The sequence below is a fragment of the Streptomyces sp. NPDC001027 genome (assembly GCF_040299045.1).
Lineage (GTDB): Bacteria > Actinomycetota > Actinomycetes > Streptomycetales > Streptomycetaceae > Streptomyces.
This window is the reverse complement of the sequence record NZ_JBEPBI010000189.1, coordinates 1-15,359: the sequence shown is the minus strand read 5'-3', so window position 1 is coordinate 15,359 and position 15,359 is coordinate 1. Positions and strand designations below refer to the sequence as shown.

Here is a 15,359-nt window from a genome sequence, read left to right as displayed (position 1 = left end):
ATCGTGTACTCCATCGAGTGGTGCTCGACGATCCACACCGTGCCGAACCCGCCGGCCTCGGCCATCAGCGTCAGCTCGGTGAGGTTCTCGAAGAGCTGCCGGTGACTGACCTCCTCGTCCCAGCGCTCCATGTGCACGAACAACGAAAACCTCATGACTGCTCCTCTGCTGCGGCTTGTGCGGCGGCGTCCATCTCGGTGAGGGTGAGGTCACCGGTGGCCCAGTGCGTGCGGGGGACCTCGTGGACGACGACACGGATGTACTCGGGCCGGGTGTTCACGGTGCGCAGGACCGCCTCGTGCACCTCGTGGATCAACTCCCGGATCTGTGCCGGGCTGCGGCCCTCGGCGAGGGTGACGGCGACCTGTGGCATACCGGCTCAGCTCCGCATCGTGAAGGGGTCGGCCACGGGCTCCTCGCTCGTGTTGATCCAGACGCTCTTGAGCCGGGTGTACTCCCTGACGGTCTCCGTGCCGTGCTCGACACCGACGCCGCTCGTCTTGAAGCCCTGGCGCGGGGACATCGGCGACATGGCCCGGTAGGTGTTGACCCACACCGTCCCGGCCTCCAGACGGGCCGCCATCCGGTGCGCCCGGGAGAGGTTCGTCGTCCACACACCGGCCGCGAGCCCGTACTCGGTGTCGTTGGCCAGCCGGAGGACCTCCTCCTCGGTGTCGAACGGCATCACCGCGAGCACCGGGCCGAAGATCTCCTCCCGTACGACGCGCATGCCGTTGTCGACGTCCACCAGGACGGTCGGCTCGTAGAACCAGCCGCCGAGGCCGCCGTCGGTGGCCCGGCCGCCGGTCAGCACCCGGGCGCCCTCGTCGCGGCCGAGGTCGACATAGCCGGCGACCTTGTCACGCTGGCCCTCGAAGGCCAGCGGGCCCAGTTCGGTCTTCTCGTCCAGGGGGTCGCCGATGACGATGGACCGGGCGCGCTCCGAGACCCGTTCGAGCAGCTCGTCGTAGACGGACCGGTGGGCGAACACCCGGCTGCCGGCGATACAGGTCTGTCCGGCGGCGGCGAAGATGCCCGCCACCACCCCCATCGCGGCGTTCGCGACGTTCGCGTCCTCGAAGACGATGTTGGGGGACTTGCCGCCGAGTTCGAGCGTGGAGCCGATGAAACGGCTCGCGGTGGCGGCGGCGATCCGCGCCCCCGTCGCCGTACTGCCGGTGAAGGAGATCTTCGCCAGGTCGCGGTGGTCCACCAGGGCCTGCCCGGCCTCGGCGCCGAACCCGGTGACGACGTTCACCGCACCCGGCGGGAAGCCCGCCTCCAGGGCCAGCTCGGCGAGCCGCAGCACGGTCGCCGAGGTGTACTCGGACGGCTTGATCACGACCGTGTTGCCGGCGCACAGCGCGGGCGCCAGCTTGCTGCTGGTCAGGGTCAGCGGGGAGTTCCAGGGGGTGATGGCTCCGACCACGCCCAGGGGTTCGCGGGCCGTGTAGTTGAGCACCTGCCGGTCGGAGGTGGGGATGAAGTCGCCGTGGATCTTGTCGGCCAGTCCGGCGTAGTAGTGGTAGTACTCGGGCAGGGTGGCCAGCTGCCCCCGCATCTCGCGCAGCAGCTTGCCGTTGTCCCGGGTCTCCATGCGGGCCAGGTCCTCGGCGTTCTCCGCGATCAGCTCGCCCAGGCGGCGCAGCAGATGCCCGCGCCGCGTCTGGCTGAGGTCGCGCCAGCGCGGGTCCTCGAACGCCTGTCGCGCGGCGGCCACCGCCTTGTCGATGTCGGCGGCGTTGCCGCGCGCGGCCCGGTAGAGGACTTCGCGGGTGGCGGGGTTGGTGCTCTCGAAGTACTCGCCCGACGCGGGCTCGACCGAGGTCCCGCCGATGAAGTGCCGCAACGTGGTGAGGTCAGACATGGGCGCACTCTCCGATGAAGGTGGTGAGGCGGTCGGTGAACGCCTCCGGGCGCTCGACGGGCAGCATGTGACGCGCCCCGGGGACGATCTCCGCCCGGCAGTCGGGAAGCGCCGCCGCGAGCCGACGCGTCATCTCGGGCGTGGACCCGGGATCGTGCTCACCGGTCACCGCCAGGGCGGGTACGGCGATGGCGGGCAGGTCCGGCGCCAGCTCGGCGTCCGCCGTGGCGAACACGCGGTAGCAGCTCAGGAAGGACCCGGTGTCGTTGGCGAGGAGCGTGGCCTCGGTACGGGCCACCTGGTCCGCGGCGACACCGGTGCCGTCGTACCACCGCTTCAGGGACGCGGCGGCGCTCGCCGGGAAGTCGGCCTCGGCGGTGCGCAGCCGGTCGAGCACGGACGCCCGCTCCTCGGCCGTACGCGCGCACACCGAGCTGACCGAGGTCAGCGTGGCCACCAGCTCCGGGCGGTGCAGCGCCACGTACTGGGCGACCAGGGCGCCCAGGGAGAACCCGACCAGGTGGGAGCCCGCGGGGATCCCGTCGGCCACCCCGGCGGCCAGTTCGGCGAGGGTCACCCCGTCGTGGACGGGCGGGCGGGTGCCGTGGCCCGGCAGATCGGGGGCGAGCACGGTGAAACGGTCGGCCAGGAGCGCGGCGGTGGGCTCCCACATGGTGTGGTCGAGCCCTACGCCGTGCAGCAGCACCACGGTGGGCTTGCTCATGTATGCCTGGCCTACTGCTCGGTCGAGAGGGGGGCCAGCCGCTGCTGGGGGCGCCCCTGGGCGGCGGCGGCCAGCGCGATGACGATCTCGTGCGGGTGGGGGGCGTCGGCGATCCGGACCTCGACGGTCTGGTGGTGCGAGCGGATCGTGGCGTCGGTGATGTGCTTCAGCGGGATGTCGAAGAGCACCCCGGCGGGCCCACGCTTCTCGACCGCCGGCAGCAGCGTGGTGGCGTTCGCGGCCTTGCGGAAGTGGTCGCCGAACTTCAGCGTGTGGATCAGCGCCGAGCCGTGTTCGATCTCGCCGTCCAGGCCGACGATCGCCGCCTTGCCGTACGCCTCGGCGGGCTCCTCCAGCGCGTCGAGCACCGCCGGGGCCAGCAGCGCGCCCAGGTCGGAGGCGTGCGCCTCGATACCGGGGTGCAGGTCCTCCACGAAGCCCTGACCGGCCCAGGGGTTGTCGATCACCGCCGCGACGACCGCGATCCGGGCCGGACGGGCGAGCGCGCGACCGCCCTCGGTGCGGATCTCCTCGACGACGGTCACGATCTTGCGGACGCTCATGAGGGAACAACCTCCAGGGTTTCGGTGGTGACGACGGGATCCGTCATACGGTCCCCGATACGGGGGTGCGGGCGGGGTCCCGTGGACGCCGCCGCCACGACGACGATCTCGTCGGCGCGCGGGGCGTCGGAGACGCGGGCACTGATGGTCTGGTAGTGGCTGCGGGTCGAGGCCCGGGTCTTGTGCCAGAGCGGGACGACCAGCGTCTCGCCGGCGTCGGCCCGGGTGTCGGCGAAGCAGATGATCGACTCGCCGTGGAGGAACTCGCGCACCAGGTTGCCGAAGTACGGGGTGTGGATGAGGGCCCCGGCGTGCTCGATCTCGCCGGCCGCGCCGACGACGGCGGCCTTGCCGAACGCCTCGATCGCGTCCACGCCGCCCAGGGAGGCGACGAGCCGGTCGGTCAGCAGCCGGGCGAGCACCGGGCCGACGCGGGCCTGCTCCCCGGACAGATCGGCCGAGGGGCCGGTGCCCGCCCAGGGGTTCCGGACGACCGCGGCGACACTGGCGCGCCGCGCGGGCCGCGCGGGTCTCTCCCCGGCCTCGGTGAGGACGACGTCGCGGTAGACCACGAGCTTGCGGAGACCGATGCGCTCGTCGAGGTGATCCATGCACTCTTGCATGCCACAGGACGATAGGTGCCGTCTTTTGGGCCGGTCAAGAGGGTTGAGTAGAAGGGCTCTCCATGGTCCGTTGACGCTCCCACCTGGGCGAGTAACGGGTCATTAACCTGTGGTTATTGGTTACGCATCAAGCCGGGGTGGGATTCCGCATGTCGAACCCTTGACGCCCCATCTGCGACGTGCCTTACTGCTGCTTGTATGCCAGATCGGGTGGCCGTCGGGCCCCGGACCCAAGGAGTTCCATGTCCAGTCACCTTGGAACGGGCGCTGAAATGCCGCCCGCGACGACGACGGAGAATGGTGGGGAAAGCGCCACGGACGGCACAGGCGCCGACCGTGACGGCGGCGGTAAGATCGGTTCCGTTTTCTGGACCTCGCTCGGTGTCTCCGCCGTCTTCGTGGCGTGGGCCGTGCTCTTCACGGACAACCTGAACAAGGTCACCAACACCTCGCTGAACTGGGTGACGTCCACCTTCGGCTGGTCCTACCTGGTGATCACGCTCGCCATCCTGATCTTCCTGGTGTTCCTGGCCTTCAGCCCCGCGGGCGACATCCGCCTCGGCAAGGACGAGGACCGCCCCGAGTTCTCCACCCTCACCTGGTTCGCCATGATCCTCAGCGCGGTCATGGGCATCGGCCTCGTCTCCTACGGTGTCGCCGAGCCGATCTCCCATCTGGCGACGCCCCCGCACGGCCTCGCCGAGCCCAACACCCCGGCCGCGGCGGTACGCGCCCTGCAGTACTCCTACTTCGACTGGGGACTGCAGGCCTGGGCGATCTTCGCCGTCTTCGGGCTGGCCATCGCGTACTCGACCCACCGCAAGGGCCGGCGCACCCTGGTCAGCCAGCTGTTCGAGCCGCTGCTCGGCGACCGGGTGAACGGGCCGATCGGCAAGACCATCGACGTACTCGCCGTGTTCGCCACGCTGTTCGGCACCACGACCTCGCTGGGCCTCGGCGCCCTCCAGGTCAACAACGGCCTCGGCCGGCTGTGGGGGATGCCCGTCAACAACGTGAGCCAGGTGCTCATCATCGCCGCCGTCACCGCGATCTTCACACTGTCGGCGGTGACCGGCGTCAGCAAGGGCATCAAGTTCCTGAGCCAGGGCAGCACCGTGCTGGCGATCGCGCTGTTCGTCTTCATGCTGATCGTCGGCCCGGCCGTGTTCCTCGCCAACCTGTACATCGAGTCCGTGGGCCAGTGGGCCACCGACTTCTTCCGGATGAGCCTCCAGGGCACCGCCTTCGGCGGGCTCGAATGGATGCAGTGGTGGACCTACTTCATGATGGCCTGGTGGGTCTCCTGGGGTGCCTTCGTCGGTGTCTTCCTGGCCCGGATCTCCCGGGGCCGCACCATCCGCGGCTTCGTCATGGGCGTTCTCGTCGTCCCCAGCGTGGTCTTCTTCACCTGGTTCACGGTCTTCGGCGGCACCGCCATCCACATCGACATGTTCGAGAAGGGTGACATCGCCAAGCAGACCGCGGCCGACATCAACAGCGCGTTCTTCGCGACCCTCGACCACTTCCCGCTCGCCGGGGTGACCTCGGCGATCGCGATCCTGCTGGTCGTGATGTTCTTCGTCTCCGGCGCGGACGCCAACACCTATGTGCTGTCGATGATGACCTCCGACGGCTCGCTCACCCCGCGCCGCCCGGTGCTCATCCTCTGGGGCGTCCTCACCGGCGTCACCGCCGTCGTCCTCATGCTCGCCGGCGGACTCAACGCCCTGCAGAACACCGTCATCGTGACGTCCCTGCCGTTCCTCGTGATCATCGCCGGACTGGCGGTGTCCTTCTGGAAGGAACTGCGCTCGGACCGGCACGCGGCGCGCGCCGCCCTCGCCGTGGACGTCGACGCGCAGACCAAGGAGAAGGCCGATGCCGCACTCTGACCCCCGGGCCGACGCCCGTCGCACACTCATCGAGAAGACCTGGGCCGCGGCCTGGGGTCACGGCGACGTCGACGCCCTCGACGCCCTGCTGAGCCCGGACTACCTCCGGCACAGCCAGGACCCGCAGCCGCAGGACCTAGAGGCCTTCAAGGCGTCGATCGTCTCGACCCGGTCGGCCTTCCCGGACCTGGTCACGACCATCGACGACATCATGATCGAGGGCGACCGGGCCGCGATCCGCTGGCACAGCACCGGCACCCACCACAACTCGCTCCTCGGCGTCCCCGCCACCAAACGGCGGGTCGAGGTCAGCGGCGCCACCTTCGCCCGCTTCGAGGGCGACCGGATCGTCGAGGAGTACGTGACGTGGGATCCCCGTGCGCTGCTCGCGGCCCTGGGCGTCATCCGGGTGGGACAGGACTGACGAGCATGATGACAAGGAGCACCTTCATGACCCCGCTCGCCGAGAAGCCCGACCTCGACGTGATGAAGCAGGTCAACCGGCAGTTCGTCACCGGCGTCACGGTCGTCACCGCGATGGACGGGGAGACCCCCAGGGGACTGGCCGTCAACGCGTTCTCCAGCATCTCGCTCGACCCCGCCACCGTGATGGTCTGCGTCCAGCACACCTCGTCCACCCACGACTGTCTGTTCCGGGCGGACCACCTCGCGATCAACATCCTGTCCACGGACCAACTCGACGTCGTCGGTACGTTCGCGAGCAAGGCCACGGACAAGTTCAAGGATGTGGAGTGGGAGAGCGGCCCGTTCGGCAGCCCGCTGATCGCCCGGAGCAGTGCGCAGATGGAGGTCGAGATCCGCGAGCGGCTGCAGGCCAGCACCCACACCGTGTTCATCTGCCGGGTGGTGCACGCCGTCGTCTCCGAGCGTCATCCGATGGTCTACAGCGCGGGTAAGTTCTTCGACGGCGGCGCGCTCGCGCCGCTGGGGTGACCGGCGGACAGCTCGGGAGGCGGAGGAGAGTTCGGTGAGTGGTGCGAAGAGCGAACCGAAGAACGGGTCGATGCAGGCCAGGGTGATCGCCGAGATGCGTCGACGGATCATCAAGGGCGACATCGAGCCCGGCGCTCCGCTCTCGGAGCTCGCCCTCGCGGAGGAGTTCGGCGTCAGTCGTACACCGGTGCGCGAAGCCCTCAAGCAGCTCCAGACCGAAGGGCTGGTCGAGATCCGGCCCCGGGTCGGGACATTCGTCACCACGCCGTCGCGCCGCGAGATCACGGAACTCTTCGAGATGAAGGAACTCCTCGAGGGCGCGGCCGCCCGTCTCCTCGCCCGGCGTGGCCGTGTCGCGGAGATCGACATGCTCGAGCGGAATTTGCGCGAGGCCGACGAAGCGGTCGAGTGCGCCGACCGTGCACGGTACGCGGAGCTGGTCCAGGAGTTCCACGACCTGCTCATCGCCGGCGCCGACAACAGCAAGCTGGAAGCGCACTACCGGATACTGATGAACCAACTGGCCTACTCCCGGCTGGTGCACACGTCGCTGAGCCAGCCGGGCCGGGCAAGGCAGTCGGACCGTGAACACCATCGTGTCCTGGAGCTGATTCTGGAGAAGGACGGCGACAGCGCTGAGCACGTGATGCGTGAGCACGTCAGGGCCAGCCGGCGTGCGCTGCTGAAGGGGCTGGCCGTCAGCGGTTCGCATGAGGGGAATGGCACCGCAAGCTGAGGTGATGAACGCCGATGGTCGGCCACACCCCCGCACTGGGGTGTGGCCGGCCATCGGTATTCATGCGGCGGCCTCACATCGAGCGGGATGTCTCACCACAACCGAACAGCAACACTGTTCCCCGCGATTACTGCCACCGGCTGCCCGAAACCGGAGGCACTGCGCACCATCAGCCGGTACGAGGCCGGGCCCCGGGGGCTGTATGCCGGGGCTGTGTTGACCACCGACGCCGACGGCTCCCTCGACGCGGCGCTCGTCCTGCGCACGGTCTTCCAGCGCAGCGGGCACAGCTGACTGCGGGCGGGTGCCCGGATCATGGGGCAGTCGACTCCCGAACGCGAGTGGGAGGAGACCTGTGAGAAGCTGCGCAGCGTCGCCCCGCACCTGCGCCTGAGCCCCGGCGCACCGCCCGTGGAGCCGCAGTGAGCGGCCAGGGCCACACGGCCCTGGTCCTCGTCCACGGCGGCTGGTTCGCAGATGCCTGCTGGGAGCCGGTCCTGCCCCACCTGTCCACCACATGCCTGAGCCCCGACCTCCCCGGCCGAGCCGGCAGGCCAGCGGATCTCACCACGCTGACCATCGGCGACCTGGCACGAACGGTGGCGGACGACATCGACGCGGCGGGACTCGACCACGTCGTCCGGAGCACATCATCATGGCCAGCGCACGGGCCTGCGTGGATGGATCTCCCGTCCGCGCAAAGAAAGGGGTGCCGACACCGGTCCGTCCGCCGGTCGACCGGCGGACGGGTTCGCGTCGGTTGGCGCGGCTGCAACGGTAACCCCGTCACGCACGGAGCGAGACGGCCAGCTCCAGCTCCCCTTCGTCGGCTCACCCGACCTGTTCTGCTGTAGGCGGATCTGCTCCCTCACGAGTGCACGTGAGAGCGGCTGTTCGGGCGGCCACCGCCAGGGCGTCGCCGAGAACTGCGGGCAGTCGGTCGGTGTCGGTGACCGCGCGCAGTGCCGCGCGTGCCGTCGCCGCCTCGGTTCCGGGGCCGCCTCCCAGCAGTCCCGCGCGCAGCAGTCGGCTGGTCAGGCCTGCCATGAAAGCGTCGCCCGCGCCAACCGTGTCCACCACGCGGACGGGCACGGGTGCGACGCTCTGGGAGCCGTGGCGCCACCAGGCCTGGGCACCGTTGGCTCCCCGGGTGAGGATGACGAGCGCCGGGCCGTTTCGGGCCCAGCGGGCCGCTGTCCTGTCGGGGGTCTCGTTCGGGTGGAGCCAGGCCAGGTCCTCTTCGCTTGCCTTCACCACGTCGCTGATAGCGACGAGTTGTTCCACTTGTTCACGTTCTTGCTCCGCGGGGCGGAGCAGCGCGGGCCTGAGGTTGGGATCGTAGGAAACGGTGGCTGAGGGCCGCAGGGCATTGAGGGTGCTGAAGACCTGGTCGGCTCCCGGGCTCAGGGCGGTGGCGATGGATCCGGTGTGGACGTGCGTCGGTGGCCCGTCGCGCAACTCTTCCTCGACAGGGTCCGAAAGAGCCCAGGTGATGTCGAAGGCATAGGTCGCGGCGCCCGCGTCGTCGAGTACGGCGATTGCGGTGGAGGTGGCCGCGTCGACCACCGACCCGTGGACCAACTTGACCCCACTGGTTTCGAGGTGGCCTTGCACCAGGCGGCCGAAGTCGTCGCGCCCGACGCGTGTGGCGAGTTGGACCGGGTGGCCGAGCCTGCTCAGGCCCAGCGCCACGTTGGCGGGGCTTCCGCCGGAGTGACTGCGCTGCAGGCCGTCGGGGCCGGTGATGATGTCCACCAGTGCTTCGCCGATGACGAGCGCTGGGAACCTGGAGGCGGCTGTGAGCCCTTGGTCGGTCACGGCAGCACCTGGATCTTCCGGCCCTTCCCGGCCTGGAACTGCCGTACGGCCTCGGCGTAGTCGGCCAGCGGTAGCCGGTCGCTGATGAAGATCTCCGGGTCTAGGACGCCGCCGGCGAACAGCTCGGCGGCGCGTTCGTAGCTGTGCAGGACCGCCATCGAGCCGGTGATGGTGATCTCCTCGTTGTAGATCCGGTACGGGTCGATGGTCGCGCGGGTCGCGTAGTCGGCGACGCCGAACTGGAGGTAGGTGCCGCCCTTGCCCACCCGGCCCAGGGCGTCCTGGATGGCCTGGGCATTGCCGGTGGCGTCGATGACCACATCCCAGCCGCGCGGGCGCTCGACCGCGTCGGCAGAGGTCACAGCGCTGCTGCAGCCGAGCGTGCGGGCGGTGGCGAGGCGGTCCTCGTTGATGTCCACCATGTCGACGGAGGCCGCGCCGGTGCGCTTGGCCAGCTCCAGCATCATCAGGCCCATGGTCCCGCTGCCGTAGATGAGCACGTGCGCGCCGAGTCTGCTGCGTAGCACGTCGTAGCCGCGCACGGCGCAGGACAGCGGTTCGATCAGGGCCGCGTCCCGGGCGTCGACGTGGTCGGGCAGCCGTACGCAGTTGGCGACCGGCGCGGTCACGAACTCGGCGGCGGCACCGGGGTGCGTGACGCCGATGGCCGCGTACCGCTCGCACAGGTTGTTGCGGCCCAGCCGGCAGTAGCGGCACTCGTTGCAGTACAGGTTCGGGTCGACCCCGACACGGGTGCCTATCTTCAGCTCGGTCACTTCGCTGCCGATCGCGACGACTTCTCCCGCGAACTCGTGGCCGGGAACGATCGGCAGACTCGGTGCGTGCTCGCCCTGAAGGATGTGCAGGTCGGTGCCACACAGTCCGACCGCGGCCACGTCGATGACGACCTCGCGCGGGCCGGGGGTCGGGTCGGCGACGGACTGGATCTCCACCTTGCCGGGTGCGGTGACGACGGCGGCCCTCACTTGACTGCTCCTAGAGACAGGCCGCGGACCAGTTTGTCCTGGGCGGCGAAACCGGCGATGAGGACCGGCAGAGACACGAGCGTGGCGGCAGCGCACAGCCGGGCGAGGAAGAGGCCCTCGCTGGTGATGAAGCCGACCAGGAAAACCGGTGCGGTCGAGGCGTTCGTCGCGGTGAGGTTGACCGCGAACATGAACTCGTTCCAGCTGAAGATGAAACAGATCAGCGAGGTGGCCGCGAGCCCCGGCATGGCGACCGGGGCCACGATCCGCCACAGCACGGTGAGCAGGTTCGCGCCGTCGACCTCGGCGGCCTCCAGGATCTCCTTGGGGACCTCGGCGAGGAACGAGCGCATCATCCACACCGCGATCGGCAGGTTCATGGCGGTGTAGAGGATGATCAGCGTCCATACGTTGTCCAGCATCCCGGCGTCCTTGACGATCAGGTAGATGGGCAGCAGGGCGGCGATGGCCGGCAGGAACTTCGTGGACAGGAAGAAGAACATCACATCCGTCCACTTCTCGACCGGCTTGATCGACAGCGCGTAGGCCGCCGGCACCGCGAGGACCAACACCAGAACCGTCGAAATGATGCTCGCCATCGCCGAGTTGAGCAGGAACGGGGTGATATCCCGGCTGAACAGCAGCTTGTACTGGTCGAAGGTGAGCGAGGCGAACGGGGTCGGTGGGTTGGTCGCCGCGTCCGCCTCCTGGTGGAACGAGGTCAGGACCATCCACGCCACTGGCGCGAAGAACGCCAGGGTGGCGAGCCAGGCGACGAAGGTCCACAGAGGTGACAGCTTCGGCGTATGGCCGTGGTCGGTTCGGCGGCGCACAAGCTTCTTGAGTCTTGTGCCGGGCACGGCGATGGCCGCGTGCGCGCTCATCGGGACACCTCCTCGCGGAACAGCGACGCGATGGTGCGCAGCGCGAAGGTCGCGATCACGATCGAGCCGAGGACGACGACCACACCGGCGGCGGCCGCCTGTCCGTACTCGTACTTGCGGAACATGGTCAGGTAGATCTCGTAGGGCAGGTTGGTCGTCTGGGAGCCGGGGCCGCCCTGGGTGATCGTGTAGACGGCGTCGAAGGTCTGCACGACGTAGATCGTGCCGAGCAGGACGCCCAACTCGATGTACTGGCGCAGATGTGGCAGCGTGATGTGCCGGAAGGTTGCCATCGCCGACGCCCCGTCGACCTTCGCCGCCTCCAGGACGTCACCGGGCTGCGCTTGCAGACCGGCCAGCAGGATCAGCATCATGAACGGCGTCCACTGCCACACCAGCGACAGCACCACGGCGGGCATCGGGTAGGACGACACCCAGTCGACCGTGGGGCCGCTGTCGGCGCCGAAGAGGCGGTAGACGGCGTTGAGAGTGCCGTTGAACAGGCCGTAGTTGGGGTTGTAGAGGGCGTGCTTCCACAGCAGCGCCGCCGCGACCGGCATCACCAGGAACGGCGCGATGAGCATCGTGCGGGCCAGACCCCGGCCGACGAAGCGTCGGTCCAGCAGCATCGCCAGGCCAAGGCCCAGGACCACGCTGATGAGCACCACGGACGCGGTGAGCACGACGGTGTTCAGGACCGCGGTGCGCAGTCGCTCGTCGGTGAAGACGAACTTGAAGTTGGACAGGCCGACGAAGTGCCTCTCGCCCGGCTTGAGAATGTTCCACTGGAGCGTGGAGATCACGATCGTGGCCACGAACGGCAGCTGCGTGACGACGATGGTGAACACGAGCGCCGGCAGCAGCGGGAAGCGGCGCTTCCACCTGCCGGCGCCGTTTGCTGTGCGAGGACGCCTGGGCGGTGACGCCGTTTTGGGGGGAACGGTGAGTGTGGTCATGGACTTTCCTCCGCCAGTGACGGCCGGGTAGGGGGAAGCGGTGCCCGGCCGGGGGGAGGGCCGACCGGGCGGTACAGAAGGGGTCACTGGTAGTTCTTGGCGACGTCCTCGGCGAGCTTCTGGCCGTCGTCGAGCGCCTTTTCCACGCTGGTCTTGCCGGCGATGGCGGCGGAGATCTCCTGGGTGACCTTGGTGCCCAGGTCCTGGAACTCGGGGATGGCCACGTACTGGACACCCACCGTCGGCCGGGGCTGCAGGCCCGGGTTGGACGGGTCGGCACCCTCGATGGACTTCAGGGTGATGTCACCGAAGGCGGCGGCCGCCTTCTGGTACTGCGGGATCTCATACGTGCTGGCCCGCTTGCCGGCCGGGACACGCGACCAGCCGAGCTTCTCGCCGACCAGCTGCTCGTACTTCTTGCTGGAGGCCCACAGCATGAACTTCGAAGCCGCGTCGGCGTTCTTCGTGGTCTTGGGCATGGCCCACGCCCAACTCCACAGCCAGCCACTGCTCTTGGTGGCGACGGTCGGCGCGTAGGCGTAGCCGACATGGCCGGCGATCTTGCTGGAGGCGGGGTCTTCCAGGGATCCGGCCGCGCTGGTCGCGTCGTACCACATCGCGACCTTCTGCTGGCTCATGGCGTTCAGGCACTCGGTGAACCCGGCCTGCGGGGCGCCCGCCTCGCCATGCTTGCGGACCAGGTCGACGTAGAAATTCGTGGCCTTCTTGAACTCCGGGGAGTTGACCTGGGCCTTCCAGTCCTTGGTGAACCAGGTGCCCCCGAAGGTGTTGACCACGGTCGTCAGCGACGCGCCGAGTTCACCCCAACCCGCCAGCCCGCGCAGGCAGATCCCCTTCATGCCGGGCTCAGCGCCGTCGACCTTGGCCGCGATGTCGGCGACCTGCTGCCAAGTCGGGTGCTCGGGCACCGTGACGCCCTTCGCCTTCATGACGTCCTTGTTGTACATCAGGAAGGACGACTCGCTGTAGAAGGGCAGGGCGTAGAGCTTGCCGTCGGAGCCGGACAGCGAGGTGACCACCGGCTTGACCAGGTCGGCCGTGTCGAAGCTCGCGTCCTTGTCGGCGTAGGAGCTGAGCTCGTGCAGCCAGCCGTTCTTCTGCCAGATCGGTATCTCGTAGGCGCCGACGGTGGCGACGTCGTACTGGCCGGCCTGGGTGGCGACGTCCTGGGTGACCTTGTCGCGCAGCTCGTTCTCGGGAAGGATCGTGAAGTTCACCTTGATTCCGGTGTCCTTCGTGAACGTGTCTTTGGTGAGCTTCTGGATGTCCTCCATCTGCGGGTTGCCGACCATCAGCACGTTGATGGACTTGCCGCCGCCTCCGGAACTCGATGAACCGCCCGCCCCGCTACAGGCGACCAGCAGTGAGCTCGCGGCCGTGGCCGCGGCGAGGACATGGATCGTTCTGCGTGTGCGCATGACTGACTCCAGGGATGTGTACGAGGGCGTGGCGGAGCAGGCCCACGGCCTTGCGGGGAGGGGATGGGGTGGGGAATGCGGCTCAGGCCCGGATGACTTCGGGGCCCAGCAGTGAGTAGCGGTGTGCTTCGGAGGCGGGCAGCCCGGTGTCGGTGATGATCGCCTCGAACTCCGTGACGTCTGCGAAGCGGCAGAAGCTCACGGCGCCGAACTTGGTGTGGACGCCGGAGAAGATCCGGCGTCGGGCGGCTTTGAGGACCTGGGCCTTGACCTCGCTGACCGCGGGATCGGGGGTGGTGAGCCCGTAGTCCCGGGAGATGCCGTTCGCGCCGACGTACGCCAGGTCGATGACGAAGCCGGACAGCATGCGGATCGCCCAGTGGTCGACCGTGGCCAGCGTCCCGCCGCGCACCCGCCCGCCGAGCAGCAGCACGGTGATGTTCTCGGCAGCGGACAGGTCGCCGGCTGTGGCCAGCGAAGAGGTGACCACAGTCAGTGGCCGGTCACGGGGCAGGGCGGCGGCGATGAGCTGCGGGGTATAGCCCTCGTCGATGAAGACGGTCTCGGCATCTCCGAGCAGTTCGGCCGCAGCGGCGGCGATCCGCGTTTTTTCGGGGACGTGCGTGACGGTGCGGACGGCGAGGGTGGTCTCGAATCCCGCGCTTTCCACGGGATGGGCGCCGCCGTGGGTACGGCGGACCAGCCCGTGCCGCTCCAGCAGACTCAGGTCGCGCCTCACGGTCTCCTTGGAGACCCCGAGGTCTGCTGCCAGCTGTACGACGTCCACGGATCCCGAACGGCGTGCCGCCTCCAGAATTCCCCGTCTTCGTTCTTCGGCGTCCACGGCGACACCTCCGTTTCACTGCTCTGCGCGCTTCACGCGCGCCGGCTCTGACCGAAGCCCTGCCCGTTCGGACTGCGGTGGCCAAATTTCTACAAGGGGAATGCCCGTACTAGCCAGGTTCGCCGTAGAGCTGTTCGTGACCGAATGTGCCCGTTTCTGGGGAAGCGGATTCCCAGAATGAGGCCCTGGAGGGCTCGGCGAGGCGGGGGATACTGCCCGTTCGGTAGTCAGCGGGTGCCCGCCACCTGCCTGTTTCCCGGCCGGGTCCGATAGAGGCGTGGGTCCAGGCTCGGCTTCGCCGCTGCTTCTGACCATCTCCTGCGGAAGGAGAAAAGGCTGGGGGCAGAGAATTTTCCCTGTCACGAGTGGAGCTCGTGATGCAAGTGTTTCCGAATAGTGACCGCTCGCTGTGGCCGGGGCATTGGTGGGTTCCCCTGATCTCCTCTAGTCTCGATCTTTCGCGCGCCCAGCAGACTCGGAGGTCTTCGATGTGGCTGATCTTGAGTCGTAAGAGCTCGTAACACGATCATGGGTGGGCCTTCTTGGGGCGTCGCCAGCAGATCACGCTGCAGGCCAGGGAGATGGAGGCGTCGTGGAGTTCGGTGCGGCGTTCCCATCGGATGGCGAGTCGTTTGAAGTGGTGGAGCGGGGCGAAGGTCTGCTCGACGACGTAGCGGAGCTTGCCCATGCCCTGGATGTTCGGGGTACCTTTGCGGGAGATGACAGGCAGGATGCGGCGCTCGCGAAGTTCGGCGCGGTTGGAGTCGTAGCCCTTGTCGCCGAGCAGGGCTTCGGGACGCTTGCGAGGACGACCGGAGCGGCCCGCCACCGGTGGGGTGCCGTCGACTAGGGCGGGGTCGGGGCGACGTCGTTGACGTTGGCCACGGTCGTGATGACCTTGAGCGGAACGTCGCGTCCGTCGCAGATCAGGTGGTGTTTGCTGCCCGTCCTGCGCCGGTCGACCGGCGCAGGACCGGTGCCGGCACCCCCCATTTTTTTTTGGCGGACGTGAGATACATTCACGCAGGCCTGTGGTAAATTTTTTAGGGCGAGATCGGAAAAGCGGGGTGGTG

The 15,359-nt window shown here is 68.4% G+C and carries 18 protein-coding genes and 1 pseudogene; 6 read left to right on the top strand and 13 right to left on the bottom strand.

Going from position 1 to position 15,359, the window contains the following annotated elements; all coding sequences use genetic code 11:
* Nucleotides 1-151 precede the first annotated feature (151 nt).
* Genes ABT300_RS33005 through ABT300_RS32985 form a run of 5 tightly spaced genes read right to left on the bottom strand, consistent with a single transcriptional unit; the run spans nucleotide 152 to nucleotide 3,777 of the window.
* A complete protein-coding gene (locus ABT300_RS33005) occupies nucleotides 152-373 on the bottom strand; it encodes a tautomerase family protein (protein ID WP_351683588.1) in 222 nt (73 codons plus the stop codon).
* 6 nt (nucleotides 374-379) lie between these two features.
* Nucleotides 380-1,867, bottom strand: coding sequence for an aldehyde dehydrogenase (locus ABT300_RS33000; RefSeq protein ID WP_351683585.1), 1,488 nt, complete (start codon nucleotides 1,865-1,867; stop codon nucleotides 380-382).
* The gene (locus tag ABT300_RS32995) at nucleotides 1,860-2,591 is read right to left on the bottom strand and encodes an alpha/beta fold hydrolase (protein WP_351683582.1); all 732 of its coding nucleotides are present in this window, start codon (nucleotides 2,589-2,591) and stop codon (nucleotides 1,860-1,862) included. The genes ABT300_RS33000 and ABT300_RS32995 overlap by 8 nt, the downstream gene beginning before the upstream one ends.
* Nucleotides 2,592-2,602: 11 nt before the next feature.
* The gene (locus ABT300_RS32990) at nucleotides 2,603-3,154 is read right to left on the bottom strand and encodes an amino acid synthesis family protein (RefSeq protein WP_216587932.1); all 552 of its coding nucleotides are present in this window, start codon (nucleotides 3,152-3,154) and stop codon (nucleotides 2,603-2,605) included.
* Nucleotides 3,151-3,777, bottom strand: coding sequence for an amino acid synthesis family protein (locus ABT300_RS32985; protein ID WP_351683578.1), 627 nt, complete (start codon nucleotides 3,775-3,777; stop codon nucleotides 3,151-3,153). The genes ABT300_RS32990 and ABT300_RS32985 overlap by 4 nt, the downstream gene beginning before the upstream one ends.
* Nucleotides 3,778-4,019: 242 nt before the next feature.
* On the opposite strand from ABT300_RS32985, the gene ABT300_RS32980 reads away from it, so the two are divergent.
* The 6 genes from ABT300_RS32980 to ABT300_RS32955 all read left to right on the top strand — a co-directional run bounded on the left by ABT300_RS32980 (nucleotide 4,020) and on the right by ABT300_RS32955 (nucleotide 8,213).
* Nucleotides 4,020-5,669 carry a BCCT family transporter gene (locus tag ABT300_RS32980; protein WP_351683575.1) on the top strand — a complete coding sequence of 550 codons (1,650 nt, stop codon included), beginning with the start codon at nucleotides 4,020-4,022 and terminating at the stop codon, nucleotides 5,667-5,669.
* Nucleotides 5,656-6,093 (top strand): ester cyclase, encoded by a 438-nt coding sequence (locus ABT300_RS32975; RefSeq protein ID WP_351683572.1) that lies wholly within the window; start codon nucleotides 5,656-5,658, stop codon nucleotides 6,091-6,093. The genes ABT300_RS32980 and ABT300_RS32975 overlap by 14 nt, the downstream gene beginning before the upstream one ends.
* A 26-nt stretch (nucleotides 6,094-6,119) precedes the next feature.
* Entirely contained in the window at nucleotides 6,120-6,623 is a 504-nt protein-coding gene (locus ABT300_RS32970) for a flavin reductase family protein (protein ID WP_351683569.1), read from the top strand.
* Nucleotides 6,624-6,657: 34 nt separating this feature from the next.
* Nucleotides 6,658-7,359 carry a GntR family transcriptional regulator gene (locus tag ABT300_RS32965; protein WP_502978046.1) on the top strand — a complete coding sequence of 234 codons (702 nt, stop codon included), beginning with the start codon at nucleotides 6,658-6,660 and terminating at the stop codon, nucleotides 7,357-7,359.
* An 87-nt stretch (nucleotides 7,360-7,446) separates the two neighbouring features.
* Nucleotides 7,447-7,653, top strand: a complete 207-nt coding sequence (locus ABT300_RS44595) for a chorismate-binding protein (RefSeq protein ID WP_502978045.1) — start codon at nucleotides 7,447-7,449, stop codon at nucleotides 7,651-7,653.
* Nucleotides 7,654-7,781: 128 nt separating this feature from the next.
* Complete coding sequence (locus ABT300_RS32955) at nucleotides 7,782-8,213, top strand: alpha/beta fold hydrolase (protein ID WP_351683566.1); 432 nt, start codon at nucleotides 7,782-7,784, stop codon at nucleotides 8,211-8,213.
* Here ABT300_RS32955 and ABT300_RS32950 read toward each other — a convergent pair.
* The 8 genes and pseudogenes from ABT300_RS32950 to ABT300_RS44590 all read right to left on the bottom strand — a co-directional run.
* On the bottom strand, nucleotides 8,191-9,114 hold the full coding sequence (locus ABT300_RS32950) for a carbohydrate kinase family protein (RefSeq protein WP_351683563.1): 924 nt from the start codon (nucleotides 9,112-9,114) through the stop codon (nucleotides 8,191-8,193). The two genes, ABT300_RS32955 and ABT300_RS32950, sit on opposite strands and share 23 nt — an antisense overlap.
* A gap of 59 nt (nucleotides 9,115-9,173) precedes the next feature.
* Entirely contained in the window at nucleotides 9,174-10,163 is a 990-nt protein-coding gene (locus tag ABT300_RS32945; RefSeq protein ID WP_351683560.1) for a zinc-dependent alcohol dehydrogenase family protein, read from the bottom strand.
* Nucleotides 10,160-11,047: a carbohydrate ABC transporter permease gene (locus ABT300_RS32940; protein WP_351683557.1), complete on the bottom strand. Its 888-nt coding sequence runs from the start codon at nucleotides 11,045-11,047 to the stop codon at nucleotides 10,160-10,162. The genes ABT300_RS32945 and ABT300_RS32940 overlap by 4 nt, the downstream gene beginning before the upstream one ends.
* Nucleotides 11,044-12,003 (bottom strand): carbohydrate ABC transporter permease, encoded by a 960-nt coding sequence (locus ABT300_RS32935; RefSeq protein ID WP_351683554.1) that lies wholly within the window; start codon nucleotides 12,001-12,003, stop codon nucleotides 11,044-11,046. Before ABT300_RS32935 ends, ABT300_RS32940 begins: the two co-directional genes overlap by 4 nt.
* Nucleotides 12,004-12,086: 83 nt before the next feature.
* Nucleotides 12,087-13,442, bottom strand: a complete 1,356-nt coding sequence (locus tag ABT300_RS32930) for an ABC transporter substrate-binding protein (RefSeq protein WP_351683551.1) — start codon at nucleotides 13,440-13,442, stop codon at nucleotides 12,087-12,089.
* Between the two features lie 82 nt (nucleotides 13,443-13,524).
* Nucleotides 13,525-14,286 carry a DeoR/GlpR family DNA-binding transcription regulator gene (locus tag ABT300_RS32925; RefSeq protein ID WP_351683548.1) on the bottom strand — a complete coding sequence of 254 codons (762 nt, stop codon included), beginning with the start codon at nucleotides 14,284-14,286 and terminating at the stop codon, nucleotides 13,525-13,527.
* A 526-nt stretch (nucleotides 14,287-14,812) separates the two neighbouring features.
* Nucleotides 14,813-15,115 (bottom strand): hypothetical protein, encoded by a 303-nt coding sequence (locus tag ABT300_RS32920; protein ID WP_351683545.1) that lies wholly within the window; start codon nucleotides 15,113-15,115, stop codon nucleotides 14,813-14,815.
* Between the two features lie 17 nt (nucleotides 15,116-15,132).
* A pseudogene (locus ABT300_RS44590) lies at nucleotides 15,133-15,359 on the bottom strand (hypothetical protein); the annotation flags it as partial.